Annotated in this window: 13 protein-coding genes and 1 pseudogene; 8 read left to right on the forward strand and 6 right to left on the reverse strand. The window is 47.6% G+C overall.

The genetic code is table 11. The annotated features are described in order from the left end of the window. Positions 1 to 200 (reverse strand): annotated as a pseudogene (locus tag CR164_RS12195) (MotA/TolQ/ExbB proton channel family protein); the annotation flags it as partial. 364 nt (positions 201 to 564) lie between these two features. On the opposite strand from CR164_RS12195, the gene dnaG reads away from it, so the two are divergent. Further along, positions 565 to 2460: a DNA primase gene (gene dnaG, locus CR164_RS12205; RefSeq protein ID WP_110024278.1), complete on the forward strand. Its 1896-nt coding sequence runs from the start codon at positions 565 to 567 to the stop codon at positions 2458 to 2460. A gap of 274 nt (positions 2461 to 2734) precedes the next feature. Here dnaG and CR164_RS12210 read toward each other — a convergent pair whose 3' ends face one another. From CR164_RS12210 to CR164_RS12220, 3 genes are all read right to left on the reverse strand, one after another. Continuing rightward, on the reverse strand, positions 2735 to 3103 hold the full coding sequence (locus CR164_RS12210; RefSeq protein ID WP_110024279.1) for a DUF2784 domain-containing protein: 369 nt from the start codon (positions 3101 to 3103) through the stop codon (positions 2735 to 2737). A 229-nt stretch (positions 3104 to 3332) separates the two neighbouring features. Beyond that, a complete protein-coding gene (glyA, locus tag CR164_RS12215) occupies positions 3333 to 4655 on the reverse strand; it encodes a serine hydroxymethyltransferase (protein ID WP_110024280.1) in 1323 nt (440 codons plus the stop codon). Positions 4656 to 4805: 150 nt separating this feature from the next. Further along, complete coding sequence (locus CR164_RS12220) at positions 4806 to 6062, reverse strand: bifunctional 3,4-dihydroxy-2-butanone-4-phosphate synthase/GTP cyclohydrolase II (RefSeq protein WP_110024281.1); 1257 nt, start codon at positions 6060 to 6062, stop codon at positions 4806 to 4808. Between the two features lie 287 nt (positions 6063 to 6349). Here CR164_RS12220 and carB point away from each other — a divergent pair, with 287 nt between their 5' ends. Continuing rightward, complete coding sequence (carB, locus tag CR164_RS12225; RefSeq protein WP_110024282.1) at positions 6350 to 8206, forward strand: carbamoyl-phosphate synthase large subunit; 1857 nt, start codon at positions 6350 to 6352, stop codon at positions 8204 to 8206. Here carB and CR164_RS12230 read toward each other — a convergent pair. After that, positions 8191 to 8646, reverse strand: a complete 456-nt coding sequence (locus tag CR164_RS12230; protein ID WP_110024283.1) for a putative molybdenum carrier protein — start codon at positions 8644 to 8646, stop codon at positions 8191 to 8193. The two genes, carB and CR164_RS12230, sit on opposite strands and share 16 nt — an antisense overlap. Positions 8647 to 8658: 12 nt before the next feature. After that, the gene (locus tag CR164_RS12235; RefSeq protein WP_110024284.1) at positions 8659 to 9075 is read right to left on the reverse strand and encodes a Rieske (2Fe-2S) protein; all 417 of its coding nucleotides are present in this window, start codon (positions 9073 to 9075) and stop codon (positions 8659 to 8661) included. A 91-nt stretch (positions 9076 to 9166) separates the two neighbouring features. On the opposite strand from CR164_RS12235, the gene CR164_RS12240 reads away from it, so the two are divergent. The 6 genes from CR164_RS12240 to CR164_RS12265 all read left to right on the forward strand — a co-directional run bounded on the left by CR164_RS12240 (position 9167) and on the right by CR164_RS12265 (position 15961). Beyond that, on the forward strand, positions 9167 to 9652 hold the full coding sequence (locus tag CR164_RS12240) for a rubrerythrin family protein (protein WP_110024285.1): 486 nt from the start codon (positions 9167 to 9169) through the stop codon (positions 9650 to 9652). Between the two features lie 322 nt (positions 9653 to 9974). Then, positions 9975 to 10226 (forward strand): FeoA family protein, encoded by a 252-nt coding sequence (locus tag CR164_RS12245; RefSeq protein WP_322113289.1) that lies wholly within the window; start codon positions 9975 to 9977, stop codon positions 10224 to 10226. Then, positions 10223 to 10450 carry a FeoA family protein gene (locus tag CR164_RS12250; RefSeq protein ID WP_110024287.1) on the forward strand — a complete coding sequence of 76 codons (228 nt, stop codon included), beginning with the start codon at positions 10223 to 10225 and terminating at the stop codon, positions 10448 to 10450. Before CR164_RS12245 ends, CR164_RS12250 begins: the two co-directional genes overlap by 4 nt. Then, positions 10450 to 12798 (forward strand): Fe(2+) transporter permease subunit FeoB, encoded by a 2349-nt coding sequence (feoB, locus tag CR164_RS12255; protein ID WP_110024288.1) that lies wholly within the window; start codon positions 10450 to 10452, stop codon positions 12796 to 12798. Before CR164_RS12250 ends, feoB begins: the two co-directional genes overlap by 1 nt. A 40-nt stretch (positions 12799 to 12838) precedes the next feature. Next, positions 12839 to 13090 (forward strand): FeoC-like transcriptional regulator, encoded by a 252-nt coding sequence (locus tag CR164_RS12260; RefSeq protein ID WP_239994558.1) that lies wholly within the window; start codon positions 12839 to 12841, stop codon positions 13088 to 13090. A gap of 351 nt (positions 13091 to 13441) precedes the next feature. After that, positions 13442 to 15961 carry a TonB-dependent receptor gene (locus CR164_RS12265; RefSeq protein ID WP_110024289.1) on the forward strand — a complete coding sequence of 840 codons (2520 nt, stop codon included), beginning with the start codon at positions 13442 to 13444 and terminating at the stop codon, positions 15959 to 15961. Positions 15962 to 15980 lie beyond the last annotated feature (19 nt).

The following is a 15980-nucleotide window of genomic DNA, read 5'->3' on the forward strand; positions in this document are numbered from 1 at the left end:
TTGTTCAACGCTATCATCCGCTCCACGATATAGGCGATCACCATCAATATCAGCGCCATCAGCACTATCACCACCTGCCCCCCCTTGTAGAGCTCGTGAAAGGTCGTTCCATCCGGGGTCGTTCCCATCCAAAGGTAAAAACCCCCCGACACTACCGTCGTCACCACGATCAGGAGTAGCGTGAATATTCCTTGTTTCATAGCATGAATATATTTTTAAACATATTGTGGATATACTACCGACTGCGGAACATGAACTCGATTGGTCACGGGAAGTATACAAATAAAAACAACTGCGAAAAACCTCTGTTCAACCTCAACCGATAAGCCTTTTCAAAGTACTGTCGAGAAATTTAGAAAAAAGGAAAGTTTCAGGAAAAATCTTTTTTCTCTGATCGGTCTTTTCTTGCTCGTCCCCACAAATAAATCACGATACGAATGCCCGATAATTGCGAATTGCTGTTTTTCACGCTATCATATGATCAAAAGCATCAAGCAAACCAAAAGGAAAAAAATCTGAAAAACACAATACAGACCAAGCAACAAAAGAATACAGTATCCTCCAATGATTCCGCAGAACAAAATTGATGAAATACGTGAAAGCTGCGATATCGTTGATGTGATATCGGATTATGTGAAACTCCGGCCTTCAGGCAGAAACTTCAAGGCGCTTTCACCCTTCACCAAGGAAAAAACCCCCTCGTTCGTCGTCTCTCCGGACAAGCAGATTTACAAATGTTTTTCCAGCGGAAAAGGGGGAAACGTCTTTACCTTCATTATGGAAATGGAGAAGGTCTCTTTCCCTGAAGCCGTCGAAATAAGCGCCAAACGCTGCGGTGTGGATATCAGCAACTACGTGAAAGGGCCAGCAACTCCTGGTCCGGCCGAGCAGACCTCCCATGAAACGCTCAAGTGGGCGGCAAGGCTTTTCAACCGACTGCTTAATTCCTCGGATGGAAAAGCAGGACTCGGTTATCTTGTAACCAAAAGAGGCCTGACACCCAAAACCATAACAACATTCGGCCTTGGCTGTGCACCCGACCAGTGGGAATATCTGCTTTCCCATGCAAAACGCTCAAAAATACCACTCGAGCATCTTGTCTCAACCGGCCTTGTTTATCACAACCCGAAAAAAAACTCTTACTACGATTATTTTCGCAACCGGATCATGTTTCCAATTTTTTCCATTGGAGGCCAGGTCATCGGTTTTGGGGGAAGAACACTCAGCAGCGATAAAAACGCTCCCAAATACCTCAATTCCCCCGAAAACAGAGTCTTTGACAAATCAAAAGTCCTTTATGGCCTGCATGCAGCGAAAGAAACCATTCGCAAAGAGGCCTTGGCTATTCTTGTAGAAGGCTATATGGATGTACTGGCTCTTCACCAGGCTGATCTCTGCAATGCAGTAGCATCCTGCGGTACTGCACTGACCCGCGAACAGGCAAAAATATTGCGAAGATACACCGAAGACGTGCTCTTTGTCTATGACGGTGACGAAGCCGGTATAAAGTCAATGCTTTCAGGAATTGACATCCTTGTCGGGTCAGGTCTTACGCCATGGATAGCCTCTCTCCCGAAAGGTGAAGATCCGGATAGTCTGATAAGAAAAAAAGGGAAAGAGGGGTTTCTGCAGTTCGTGGAAAGCTCACGAGAATCGTTCACCGATTTCCAAATCTCCTTTTACCGCAAGCTCGGTTTTTTCGAACAGCCAGAGAAAAAATCACAAGCGGTCCATGAAATGCTCAAAACGGTCGCACTTGTTCCCGACACTATCCGCAAAGAATTTTACCTGCAGAAGCTCGAACAAAAAGTCGGCATAAGCGTACCGGTTCTCAAGAAGATCATGGCTGAGGATAAATCAGTTAAGCGTCTTTTAAAACGATCTGAGAATGAAAAAGAGGCTGCAGATAAAAGTACCGCAAATAAAACCTCGCTTTCGGTGCTTGAAAAAACATTTATCAAAGCATTGCTCGAAAGCACCTGGTATGGAAACGAAGTACTTGAGTTTTGCGCTTCGCATGAAGCTCTCCTGAAACTATCCAATCCACTTGCAACCCATATACTCCAACACCTTGTCGAACGATATCGAGAAAAACAGAGCGTTCCTGACAGCTACCTCGACATTACAACGGAAATAAGCTCGATATCGCTTCCCGAAGCACGCGACCTCGCTTCAGGCCTCTTGATAGATCCTCCGGTGAGCAACCGATGGTACGAATCATTCGATGAAAAGCAGCAAAAAGCCAAACGGTGTTTAACCGCCTTTCTCGATTCAGTGAGAAGCCTTATTCTGGAAAATTTCCGAGAAAAAAGAAAGCGGGTAACTGAAAAACTACGCACCGCTCCTGATCTCGACACGGAAAAAAAACTTGCCGCCGAACTCAACATTTTGCGAAAGGAAGAACAAACAACCGAAGCAGAGGTCAATAAGATGATCAAGATCATTCTGCAAAGCCATTAAGTGCGATCCCGCACCGGTACTGTCGCTTAAAAAAAATGCCTTAGTGTAGCTAAATCGTACTAAGTGTGCGATTTATTTCGTATAATATTATCACAAAATCACTGTTAACCCCCGACAAACAACCCCTATGCTTTTCGAGTTCATACATTCGAACATGTTTTTCGAGCTTATGACGTTCCTTTCAGTGTACCTATTGGCAGGTCTCCTGTGGCTTGCGCTCAAGCGCAGGTAACAACAAATCCCAATGTTTTCGGCAGCACTCCCTTTTTTCATCTCACTTCTTGCGTAACGAGAAAACTGTGTATCCACCATAAAAAAGAAGATTCACAACAATCACCAATGCCCCAAGAAAATACTGTATCTCCTGGGTAAGACCTGCCGGATAAACAATGGGAAGAAGATAGTGCCCGATAAACCCTCCCTCGTAACCGGAACCTTGTGCTTTATATCGAAGATAGTTTTCCAGAGGAGTCAGGGGACATATCCACCCTTTCCACTCGATCATCACAGCCCAGACAACTGCAGGGAGATGGAACCATGCGACCCAGCGTTTCACAAAGAGCAGTAATCCGCCTGCAATGACGAAGATGATAAACAAAAGATGGAACGCCACAACAACATCCGCAGCAATATCGTAGACCATGATTTCTCAGATAAGAACGTGACGAGTTGGGAGGGATAGCATTCGACCCCGAGATCCGATATTGGCTTTGAGAACATCAGACAAGCCTCTAATGAATTGCCATCACCGAAGCACAGTAGGGGCGAAAAATTTTTCGCCCCTACGGGATCATCCACAAATATCTCACATGAGCGAGCATCCCGACATGTCGCTTAACAATTCAACAGTCTTCCGAATTCCAGCTTCTCATTCATGGAGTAGGGCCAAAATCATTGAGAGGTAATGCTCCGCACATCGCCTTGACATCCTCCCTCACTTCCGCACAAACTTTTTCTGACTGATCACCGTTAGCTGCACTGATTACCCTATCGATGAACCCTACAATGGCTTCTGCATGTGATTCGCTCATCCCTCTTGTCGTCATCGCCGGAGTTCCGATACGGATACCACTCGTCACAAAAGGAGACTTATCATCGAATGGCACCATATTTTTGTTGACCGTAATACCTGCCTCGTGCAGAAGGTTTTCCGCTACCTTTCCGGTAACATCCTTGTTGCGCAGATCAATCAGCATGAGATGGTTTTTTGTTCCACCGCTGACAATGTGGTAATCAAGACCGATAAACTTGTCAGCCATAACAGCTGCATTTTTACGAACCTGTACGGCATAATCATGGAACTCGGGCTGCAAGGCTTCACCGAAAGCAACACCCTTGGCAGCAATGATATGCATAAGCGGACCACCCTGAATACCCGGCATGATCTCGGCATCTATCACCTCAGACATCATTTTGGTACGCACACCTTTCTTTGTCTTTACGGTAATCCCAAGAGGATTCTCAAAGTCCTGACCCATCATGATCATGCCCCCCCGAGGTCCACGAAGGGTCTTGTGAGTTGTCGTTGTCACAAAATGACAATGCGGTATAGGGTCGTTTAATAAACCGGAAGCAATAAGACCTGCCGGATGAGCGATATCGGCCATGAGAAAAGCCCCTGCCTTATCGGCTACCTCCCTGAATGCTTTGAAATCAAACCCCTGGGAATAGGCACTTGCCCCGCAAATGATAAGCTTCGGACGAACCTGAAGAGCCATTTCCTCGATCTTGTTCATATCGATACAACCTGTCGCCCTGTCTACCCCATAGGTATGGGCATCAAAAAACTGACCTGAAAAATTGACCTTGCTTCCATGAGTCAAATGGCCACCGTGTGAGAGATCGAGTCCCATAATTTTGTCGCCGGGCTTCAATACAGCAAACAGCACTCCCATGTTCGCACTCGAACCCGAATGTGGCTGGACATTGACATACTCGCAACCGAACAGTTTTTTTGCACGTTCCCTTGCAAGATTTTCCGCAACATCGACAAATTCACATCCCCCGTAATACCTTTTGCCAGGATATCCTTCGGCATATTTGTTTGTCATGACCGAACCACAAGCTTCCATAACGGCCCTGCTTGCAAAATTCTCCGATGCAATCAGTTCGAGAGTTTCTGTCTGGCGACGAACCTCTCCGCTTATCGCCTCAAAAATCTCTTTATCCTGTTTCTGAAGGACATCCATGTTCATATGCTGTTTATTCTTCTTATAGTTAATGGTTAGTTACCGATTGACTCACAACACTTACCTGGAGATAATCGTATCCGTCTTCAACATATCAATACAGTTCAACAGCCCTCTGTCTCCGATACACTCTTCTTGGCTATCGAGCTTGGCTTATCATTTATGCTGATGGTCGTTTTCAGATGTACAAATGCAGGAACACGAAATCATATGCCCCATTTTATCCCGCTTGGTCTCAAGATACATTTGATTGACCGAATTAGGAGCTATTTCAATCGGAACCCTTTCGACTATCTCGAGCTCATATCCTTCAAGCCCTATAATCTTTTTCGGGTTGTTGGTCATCAGACGCATTTTCTTCACCCCGAGATCCTGAAGAATTTGCGCCCCGATACCATAATCCCTAAGGTCAGCCTTGAACCCGAGTTTTTCATTGGCTTCCACCGTATCGAAACCTTGATCCTGAAGATTATACGCTTTGAGTTTGTTGATAAGACCGATACCACGCCCTTCCTGCATCAGGTAAACAAGAACGCCCCTGCCATCTTTTTCGATCTGCTGCAAGGCAGCGGCAAGCTGGTTTCCGCAGTCACAACGCAACGAAGCAAAAACATCGCCAGTAGCACATTGAGAATGGACACGCACCAGAACCGGCTCGTCAGTATCTACGTCACCTTTTACAAAAGCGAGATTGTTTTGCTGTTTATCATCACAACATGTTCCATAGGCAATCAGCTTGAACTCTCCGTGCATCGTCGGCAGCTTTGTTTCCACCAACCGTGAAACCAGTTTCTTGCGTTTCATCTGATAGGCAACGAGATCCTTTATGGTAATCAGCTTCAACCCGAATTTCTCTTTGATCTTCAGGAGCTCGGGCAACCTGGCCATACTTCCGTCGTCATGCAAGATTTCACAGAGAAGTCCTGTAGGTGAACACCCTGCAAGTTCGGCAAGATCAACCGCGGCTTCTGTATGACCGACTCTTCTGAGAACCCCCCCATCCATTGCACGCAAAGGGAAAATATGGCCGGGCCTCGAAAAATCGTCCGCATGGGTATCAGGGTCTCCCAGCATCTTTATCGTCATGTACCGATCGTAGGCAGAAATACCGGTTGTCACCCCTTCGGCAAGAGCATCGACCGATACGGTAAAATTGGTTTCATGCTGTGAAGTGTTTCGTTGAACCATAGGATCGAGCTGCAATTCTTTCGAGCGTTCCATAGTCACTGCGACACAGAGCAAACCTCTTGCCTCCTTCGTGATGAAGTTCACCATTTCCGGGGTTACTTTTTCAGCGGCAGCTATAAAATCACCTTCGTCCTCACGGTCCTCATCATCGATAACAATAACAAGCTTTCCCGCCTTTATATCCTCAATTGCCGACTCAATTGAATCAATCTTCGACTGTTCCATACTGATATATCCCTAATGTTAATGACCCCTGTAAAAAACCAAACCGGCACTCCAAAGCAGTTGCATTTCTACTCAAAAGAAATGATGGAATGCGGCGGTAAAACAGGTGGTCCGAAACTCCATATAACGTACAGTAATGTAAAAAATCTTCGGATACAACCCCCCTCTTTGATAACCCTTCACATTTTTGTATACTTCACGGATTTACGATTACCAGGGTATTTTTCTTATCTTTCTTTATCAGTTTCAGCTTTTCCTGTAAGCTACGTAAAACTCATCGACTCTGCATGACAACAGCAGCTTCAGACCTGTCCGAAGAAGTCCTCAGCCTGACTTGTAAAATATCTAAAGAACATCTTTTAAAGGCAAAAGAACACGGTTTTTCCGACTGTCAACTTGCCTACATCTTCGATGTTTCCGATCAAGACATCCGTAACCTGAGAAAACAGTACGGTCTTGACTCCGTATTTAAAACGGTTGACACCTGTGCGGCTGAATTTGACGCAAAAACACCCTATCATTACTCGACATACGACAAGGAAAACGAGTCGGTTCGTTCAGATCGTAAAAAAGTGGTTATACTGGGAGGTGGCCCGAACCGTATCGGGCAAGGAATAGAATTCGATTACTGTTGCGTTCAAGCCGTTTTTGCACTCAGGGAAGCCGGTTACGAGTCTATCATGATCAACTGCAACCCTGAAACCGTTTCTACCGACTACGACATCGCAGACAAGCTGTATTTCGAACCCCTTACGTTCGAAGACACCATTCGTATTCTCGAGCATGAACAGCCCCTTGGCGTCATTGTAAGCTTTGGAGGTCAGACACCGCTGAAACTTTCCACAAAACTCGAAGAAGCGGGAGTTGCAATTCTCGGCACGTCATCCAAAGGAATTGACCTTGCCGAAGACAGAAAAAAATTCGGAGCGCTTCTTCGTAAGCTCGACATCCCACATCCGGATTATGATACCGCGGTTTCGTTCGAAGAAGCACAGGAGATCACCGGCAGAATCGGTTATCCGGTCCTGGTAAGACCCAGTTATGTCCTGGGGGGACGAGCGATGAAAATCATATACAGCGATGACTCGCTCAAGGAATATGTCGACCAGGCATTGTTCATCTCGGAGAAATATCCGCTGTTGATCGATCGCTTTCTTGAAACCGCTGTTGAATTCGATATCGATGCGCTTGCAGATAGTACGGACTGCGTTGTCAGCGGTATGATGCAGCATGTCGAAGCCGCCGGTATACACAGCGGGGACTCGACCTCCATTCTTCCTTACCATAACATCGATCCGTCTGTTATCGAAACCATGAAAGAGTATACACGCAGGCTTGCCGAAAGCCTGAATGTGGTTGGATTGATGAACGTTCAGTATGCTGTTCAGAATAACAAGGTATACGTCATCGAAGTTAATCCCAGAGCAAGCCGTACCGTTCCGTTCGTTGGGAAAGCGACCGCTGTACCGCTTGTAAAAATCGCAACACGGGTCATGCTTGGAGAAAAGCTCTCGGACCTTCGCAAGGAATACCGCCTGGCTGACTGCGATGAACTGGGCATGAGCCACCTTGCCATCAAGGAGCCGGTCTTTCCATTCTCGAAATTCCTGAAGTCCGGAGTGTATCTCGGTCCGGAAATGCGTTCAACGGGAGAAGCCATGAGCCTCGCATACGATTTTCCCGAAGCTTTCGCAAAAGCATACCAGGCAGCGAACATGGAGCTTCCGACATCCGGATCGGTGTTTATCAGCGTAAACAATCATGATAAAGACGAAAGAATCATCAATATCGCAAAAAAACTCTACGATATTGGATTCGACCTCATAGCCACGGCAGGAACGCAACAGTTTCTTGCTGACAACGGTATTGAATGCAAAAAAGTGTTCAAAGTTGGCGAAGAAGGACGACCGAATGTCTTTGACACGATCAGGCTCGGCAAGATCGACCTTGTCATCAACACCCCTCTGGGTGAAAGAGCATTGCATGACGAGGAAGCTATCGGGGCGGCATCGGTCATGAACGGCGTTCCATTTGTCACCACCATCGAAGCTGCCGAGGCGTCCGTGCAGGCAATTGCATGCCTTCGTCAACAGGAGTTTGGCGTTAAAAGTCTGCAGGAATACGCCGCTTACCGGCAAGCGTAAATGTTCCCGAGAAACTCCAGAGTCATAGCGTAAATACCCGGCTCCGAGCTTGATCTCGGGCCGGCGATATTCACTACCTCGATATTGTTGTTTACCAACCAGTCAAACACCTCCCGTTCTTTCCCGAAACCTCCTGATTCGGCTGTGAAGACCGGCTTTCCCTGTTTTCGGGCGACCTCACAGGTATAGAGAGTACCACCTGTCAACTCAAGGCTGAAGATAACCAACGTGCCGTCGGAATCTCTCACATTCCATTCGGTCCGCTGATTATACTCTTTTCGAGGCGTTTCATTCAGGCGGTATCTTTCATCCAGTTTTCCATCTTCTGCCAGCCTCCCTTTCGGGCACCACCCACCGTGCTCAATTCCATGCGCCAAAGCAAAATCCAAGGCTGCCCGATCGACACCGGTCTGTCCGCCAGAAACAATTTTCCGGAACATTGAACAGCAATTCTATACAACTATGCTCAAGGTTTCTCCCATTCGGCTCACCTCATAAACCTTCAAAGGTCCTTTTCCAGGGCCTTCGACCAAAGTACCATCATAGTTGAATGTTGAAGTTCCGATACTGCAGCACTGAACTGTTTTTGTTCCGGGAACAGGATCGAGAGCACGCTTTCCATGAGTGCATCTGTTTTCGAAAGCGTGATATTCCCCATCATCCCCATGCACAACAAGTACAGGAATATCAACCCCTTTCCCCTCAATCCGTATGGCGGAGCCTTTACTGCCGAGCTCGGGCATCATGTTAAGGTCAATAGTGATTTTTTCATCTACCTTTTTCCAACTTTGCTCCTGCTGAGGCTTGGGAGTCGCACAGATACCGAACAAACGCTGGAAAAAATTTCTATCGAGTTTTTTTACGCTCATTTTTATCGTAATTGATGGTTGACATTGTACACCGAAACATTGAAATTTACATTAACGAACCTGTCACGCCAACACACCTTTTCCTTTTCCCATGAATACATCATTATCTGAACTTCTCGACCTGTCTATAGCCCACGAAATCAATATCAGCCGGCTTTACACACTGTTTCACGAACTCTTCGAGGAAGACGAAGAGTTCTGGTGGCAGCTTTCGATCGAAGAACGAAACCACGCCGCACTTCTCCGTAATGAAAAAAACATTCAAAAACCTTCCGGTCTCCTCCCGGAAAACCTGCTGACCTCCGATCTCAAGGCTCTGCAATCCTCAAACGCCGAACTTGAAACCCTTATCGCCGAGTACAAGACCAACCCGCCTTCACGCCAGGATGCATTTCAAACCGCGTATGATCTCGAACAATCTGTTGGAGAAATCCATTACCAGGAGTTCATGAACAGAAAATCCTGCTCTCTTTCCGACGAATTGTTCAAGCAACTCAACCTCGAAGACAAAGATCATGCCGACCGCATACAATCCTACATGCTGGAGCACGGCATCCCCTTTCGAGAAAAAGACTGAACTGAAACATATTGTGACTGTGCGTTGCTCCTTTTCTGAAAACGCATAATAACTCAATATCGGTATCAAACCCCACCGATTCTCCTTTTTCAAAAAACCTATTTGTATTTAGTCCATTTAAATCAATATATTTTCTCTCGAACATGCTGTCAGATTTTTACAGCGAAAATCCATCATAAAACCGAAAATATTCTCGAACAAGTCCTGCGACAATGGAAGACAAAAAACACGATAGCATGCGGCACCAAAAGAAAACAAAACCGGTACAAGCATTGACAATGTAACCGGAGAAATAACAAGCGCAATGACACCTCTGACACAAATGAAACAGGGCATGACTGGCAAAATCGTTGGCATCCTCAACAATGGACACCGCCAGCAACACGGTCATGGCCATGGGTCGCACCACAATGGAGCTACAAGACTGAGAGAAATGGGTTTTTATGAAGGACAACAGGTGACCGTGCTGCAAAATCGAAACGGCAGCCCGCTTTTAGTCAAGCTTCAGGACAGCAGAATGGTCCTGGGACGCGGACTGGCAAAGAACATTTTAATAGGGAGCGGCAACGTATGAAACTGTCGGAACTTACAAAAGGACAAACCGCGCGGATCAAAAAAATCTCGTGCTCCGGTTCTCTCAAATCAAAATTGATCGACATGGGCGTTCTCAAAGGAGAAAGAGTTCAGATTGTACGCATTGCGCCCCTTGGAGACCCCGTCGAAGTCCTGATCAAGCAATACAAACTTTCATTACGCAAAAAAGACATCGAGGGAATAATCGTCGAGGAGGTGCAATAATGCCCGACACCATGATAGTGAATGAACAAACCACGCCAAACCAAAAGAACATACGAAAGGCAACGATTGCACTCGCCGGTAACCCGAACTGCGGAAAAACGACACTGTTCAACGCCCTGACCGGCCTGAACCAGAAAACCGGCAACTGGCCCGGTGTAACCGTTGACCGTAAGACAGGAACATACACTCATGAAGATCTCGAAATAGAGCTGGTCGATCTACCGGGAGTGTACTCCATTACAGCATCGTCAGTTGATGAGGAAATTGCAAGAGAATATATACTGTCAAAAGAGGCAAAACTGATCATCAACATCGTCGATGCTTCGAACTTGGAACGGAATCTCTACCTCACAAGCCGTTTGCTTGAAATGAACGTTCCGGTACTGATAGCCTTGAATATGATGGATGTTGCCAACGAACGGGGCCTTGAGATCGACATCCATGCTCTTGAATCGAGACTCGGCTGCCGAATCATTCCCGTCATTGCATCGAAAAACAAGGGAATCCCTGCTCTCAAAATAGCTATTTACCAGGAAATCGACCGCCATAAAGAGTACCGTTCGCCGGCACAATACCCTCGAAACCTCAGTACCGCAATTGAAACTTTCGCCGAAAAACTTCGTACCAACGGCAGGCAAACGGACGCTGATCCTCAATGGATGGCGGTTAAGCTTCTCGAAGGAGACCTGCCTCTGGAAAAGCTTGTCGACAATGAATTGCAAAATGAAATTTCACAGTCAAGGCAGAAGCTCTCTCTAGAACTCGATGAAGACATCGACATTATCGTGGCCGATAGTCATTACCGCCAAATCAGTACAATAGTCAACGAAGTGGTCCGGAGAAAACTGGAAGTTTCGGAAACCGTTTCGGACAAAATTGACAAAGTTGTTTTGAGCCGCCTCTGGGGTATTCCGATCTTTCTGGCAGCAATGTACACTATGTTCATGTTCACCATTAATCTTGGCGGTGCTTTTATCGATTTTTTCGACATGTTCGCAGGGACTATTTTCGTCGATGGCCTCAGCGCACTGCTCGAACCGCTTGAAACCCCACAATGGTTGCTCACCATCCTGGCTTCAGGGCTTGGCGGCAGTATTCAAACCATGGCGACATTCATCCCTCCCATCGGATTTATGTTCCTCTTCCTTTCTTTTCTCGAAGATTCGGGCTACATGGCCAGAGCGGCATTTGTCATGGACCGGGGAATGCGTTTTCTTGGTCTGCCTGGAAAGGCATTCATCCCCCTCTTGGTAGGGTTTGGCTGTAATGTCCCGGCTATCATGGGTACCCGGACCATTGAAAACCAGAGAGACCGCCTGATGACAATCATGATGAATCCCTTCATGTCCTGCGGCGCGAGACTTCCTGTCTACGCTCTTTTCGCTGCAGCGTTTTTTCCGGTAGGAGGACAGAACATTGTATTCCTGCTTTATCTGATAGGGATTGCGTTTGCCGTGCTGACCGCTCTGGTTTTGAAAAATACTCTTTTGAAAGGCGAAACAAGTCATTTTCTTATGGAACTCCCCCCATACCATTTCCCTACCGTGAAAGGTGTTCTGCTGAGAACCTGGGACCGCCTGAAATCATTCCTGGTTCGTGCAGGAAAAGTGCTTGTCCCGGTCATCGTCGTGTTGAGCTTTCTCAATTCACTGGGAACGGATGGTTCATTTGGCAACGAGGATACTGAAAATTCAGTGCTTTCGTCAATCAGCAAAACAATATCGCCAGTATTCGCCCCGATGGGGGTCACTGAAGACAACTGGCCGGCTACCGTCGGTATTTTCACCGGCATTTTCGCCAAGGAAGCGGTTGTGGGTACGCTTGACGCTTTATATGCCCAGATAGGAAGCGACGGAGAGAAGAGTGATGAGGAAAATGAAGAGTTCGACTTCTGGGCCGGTATCAACGAATCTTTTGCGACAATACCGGCAAATCTCGGGGACCTGGCAGATACCGTACTCGACCCGCTGGGAATCTCTATCGGAGATGTTTCCGACATGGAAACAGCAGCTGAAGAACAAGAGGTCGAAGCCTCTATCTTCGGATCGATGGTCAACTTGTTCGACGGCAAAGTCGGTGCGTTCGCCTACCTGCTTTTTGTTCTCCTCTACTTTCCCTGTGTCGCGGCGATCGCAGCGGTATATCGTGAAACAAACCTTGGATGGACAATTTTTGTTGGGCTATGGACTACCGGCCTGGCATATATTGCAGCTGTGATTTTTTATCAACTCGGCACTTTTTCCGTAAACCCTGCAGGATCGTTGCTCTGGACATTCTCCATGCTTTCTATCTTCGTTGTTGCAGTTGTAATTATGTGGTTGAAAGGTAGACGGAGAGAAGAAGCATAAACCGTTCAAAAAGCGGGAGTATCACAAGGGTGCTCCCGTCATGCCAATCAAACCAGTATCATTCATGTCTCTTCTTGAACTGAAAGAATACTTGCAAAACAGGGGTATCGTCTCGATCAACGATCTCAGTGTCCATTACAATGCTTCACCTGAGACACTTGAGCCGATGCTCGAGCACTGGATCCGCAAAGGCAAGCTCCGTAAGGAAACACCCGACAGTTCATGCGGAAACAAAAAAAGCAGTTGCTCCTGCTGCACAGGCAATGATGTATGGTATCAGTGGATACAGTAGACCTTCAAACATCTGTATAGGCACCTCTCTTAATCCATTCCTCGATTCTATCACTTCTTTGAGTGGATTGAGAGGTGTTGCCGTGAGACAAAGAGCTGCTCAGACATTCCAGCCTTCAGGCTCCTGTCATAAATACTTACAACACATCACAGCCCCAAATGTGTAAGATCTTGCGGAAAAACACATCCCGATTTCTACCATCCTACATGTTTTCAATCTCTTAATTTGTTTATTTTTATTTTGTCTAAATAAAAAAAATAGACAAATTACGACCGCCATTGATATGCATGCATGCGCTTCATAGGCATTTATAGCAGTATCCTAAAGCAGCATCAGTAAAATCAGTACCTCATGCACAACAAACCTGTCCTACCCGCACTATTGTCGATCATTCTGCTATCGGCAACAGGCAGTGTGTTACTGCCTCAAAGAACCTCAGCGACTGAAAATACAGCAGAGACACCTAGGATAGATACATCCAAAACGGATACGTCCAAAACGCTTCGGCTCAACCCCATACTTGTCAGGGAAGCAGCAGACGAGCCGGGAAAAAGCACGATCGGGGGAGAAAGCCTTCAGTCTCTGCCCAACTATACCGGCTCGATAACGGGAGCGCTGAAAGTGTTTCCCGACGTGCAGTTTTCCAACGATGAAAGTTCGAGTTTGACTGCTGGTGAAATAAGGCCTCCCCGGGTCTCGATCAACGGTGCAAAACCCTATGAAAACAGTTTCACAATCGACGGAATCGGCAACACCAACACTTTCAACCCCAGCGGTCTGGGCGCTGAAAACAACAATGCGGGAGCGAGCTTCAACGATCTGGGCGTCCACGGGGCCGATCAGAACCTGTTCTATGATATCAGTCTGGTCGAATCGGTGACCGCCTATACCAGCAATGTCCCCGCCAAATACGGAGGGTTTACCGGCGGCCTGATCGATGCGGAGCTGCGCAATCCACGTGCCGACCGGTGGCATTTCACCCTTTCCGGCAGGCATACGAGAAGCGAATGGTTCGTCATGCGTGACGTGGATGAAGCATCCGAAGAGCCCGACAATCAACCCGACTTTTCAACTTACAATCTCAATGCAGTTCTGGAAGGCCCCCTGACCGACAAGGCCGCCTTGCTGTTCTCCGCATCGAGACAGCATTCCACCATACCGCTGGAACGACGGGAAAGAGACGGGGCGAGAACCTATGTATACGATGACGACGAACAGTTCAGAACCAATGAAAACTACTTCGCCAGGTTTCTGTTCAACCCTAACAGCAATCTCCTGCTGACGTTTGACGCAACATATGCGCCATATACCGAAAAACGGTGGCGGGCTGCCTGGGCGGACAGCGACTGGGAGATCTACAACGACGCCTACCGTTTCAGCGCCGGCGCCGACTGGGTAACCGGCCTCGGCCTGCTCAGTTTCAAAGCCGCCTACTCGGAAAACGGTTACAGCCGGGATACCAAAACCAACTACCGCTACTCTTATATCGATCTCGCTACAGACGACGGCGAACAGTATGGTGGTGTGGGTGACGCAACGGTCGAAAAACGCAGCGTCGATCTCCGTGTGGACTTCGAGTCAAGAGAGTTGAACCTGCTGCTTCTGAAGGCCATATCAACGGGTGTGAACGTCAATGCAGCCACGATAGACATGTGGAATGAAGCCGCAATGGTCGATGTTCTCGTTAAAATGCCTTCCAGGGCAATTCGCACTACATCAAATTACCTGGAATATAGTCAGTCAAGATCGCTGAAGACGCTGGGATACTATGCAGAGGCCGATCTGGCATGGAAAAGACTGCTGGTCACTCCCGGCTTTCGCCTCGATTATGACGATTACACCGAAAACCTCGATATATCGCACCGCTTGCGAGCCGAATACGACACGTTCGGCGACGGCACGCTGCGCCTGATCTCCGGTTATAATCGCTATTACGGCACGGCTCTTCGGACCTACGCCTTCGACCGATACCGCCCCTTTGTGAAAAATCAATGGCTCAAACAAGGCGACGAATGGATCAAGATCGCCGACAACGTTACCGGCGCCGACAAGAGCTACATGGCAAAGGGTCTCGACACACCTTACTCCGACGAAATCATGGGCGGCCTGATCGGTTCCGTTGCGGGATTCGACTACAGTGTCAAGATGGTCCATCGCGATCACAGGAAACAGTTGATGAACATGAGTGAAAAAGAAGACGACGAGACCCGATACTGGATGACCAACGACGGTCAGGGCTCCTACGACGGTTTCACGGCAACCCTCACACGCGCCTTCGATGCCGGGGACTGGGGTAAACATGCCTTCACATTCGGCGCAACGACCTCAAAAACCAAAACCTTTAACGGCGGGTTCGGCGATAACGTGTACAAGGAATCCAATTCCATCGAACGGGTTTATTCCAAGGTGTATTACGACGGCGAGCTGATGCAAAGGGTCGATATGCCCGCCGATAACTACAATGCGCCGTGGGTGCTGACATTCACCTGGGAAGGCAGCTTCTTCGACGACAAGCTTCGTCTCTATTCCTTCAACAGATGGCGGGATTCGAGCAGGGGCTTGAAAAGGGATGCACGGATCAGCAGTGAGACCCCCTATGGAACCACATCGGGCAGCGAAACCCGCAAAAGTTCGGACTGGCTTAACCCGAACGGCACGTATTATTACGAAGCATACGTTATAGGGGGCATAGACGGAGGGTTCATGTCCGACCTGTCCATAGAGATGGATCTGTTCGCTTCGGAGCAACTGTCCACTACCATCATACTGGATGTCCTGAACGTTTTCAACTCCAAAATGGACACCAGCGCGCTCGAAGACGGAACTGTCCGAGGCCGGGGTTACTATCTCGGTCTGAGAGGTGAGTTTTAAATCATTTCAACGTGCTTGT

The sequence above is a fragment of the Prosthecochloris marina genome, from assembly GCF_003182595.1.
GTDB lineage: Bacteria > Bacteroidota > Chlorobiia > Chlorobiales > Chlorobiaceae > Prosthecochloris > Prosthecochloris marina.

Excerpts from the sequence above, each read along its gene's own strand:
- dnaG (WP_110024278.1), top strand. The coding sequence starts at position 565 with ATGATTCCGCAGAACAAAATTGATGAAATACGTGAAAGCTGCGATATC.
- CR164_RS12240 (WP_110024285.1), top strand. The coding sequence starts at position 9,167 with ATGAATACATCATTATCTGAACTTCTCGACCTGTCTATAGCCCACGAA.
- CR164_RS12235 (WP_110024284.1), bottom strand. The coding sequence starts at position 9,075 with ATGAGCGTAAAAAAACTCGATAGAAATTTTTTCCAGCGTTTGTTCGGT.
- CR164_RS12250 (WP_110024287.1), top strand. The coding sequence starts at position 10,223 with ATGAAACTGTCGGAACTTACAAAAGGACAAACCGCGCGGATCAAAAAA.
- CR164_RS12260 (WP_239994558.1), top strand. The coding sequence starts at position 12,839 with ATGCCAATCAAACCAGTATCATTCATGTCTCTTCTTGAACTGAAAGAA.
- CR164_RS12210 (WP_110024279.1), bottom strand. The coding sequence starts at position 3,103 with ATGGTCTACGATATTGCTGCGGATGTTGTTGTGGCGTTCCATCTTTTG.
- CR164_RS12265 (WP_110024289.1), top strand. The coding sequence starts at position 13,442 with ATGCACAACAAACCTGTCCTACCCGCACTATTGTCGATCATTCTGCTA.
- CR164_RS12220 (WP_110024281.1), bottom strand. The coding sequence starts at position 6,062 with ATGGAACAGTCGAAGATTGATTCAATTGAGTCGGCAATTGAGGATATA.
- glyA (WP_110024280.1), bottom strand. The coding sequence starts at position 4,655 with ATGAACATGGATGTCCTTCAGAAACAGGATAAAGAGATTTTTGAGGCG.
- feoB (WP_110024288.1), top strand. The coding sequence starts at position 10,450 with ATGCCCGACACCATGATAGTGAATGAACAAACCACGCCAAACCAAAAG.
- carB (WP_110024282.1), top strand. The coding sequence starts at position 6,350 with ATGACAACAGCAGCTTCAGACCTGTCCGAAGAAGTCCTCAGCCTGACT.
- CR164_RS12230 (WP_110024283.1), bottom strand. The coding sequence starts at position 8,646 with ATGTTCCGGAAAATTGTTTCTGGCGGACAGACCGGTGTCGATCGGGCA.
- CR164_RS12245 (WP_322113289.1), top strand. The coding sequence starts at position 9,975 with ATGAAACAGGGCATGACTGGCAAAATCGTTGGCATCCTCAACAATGGA.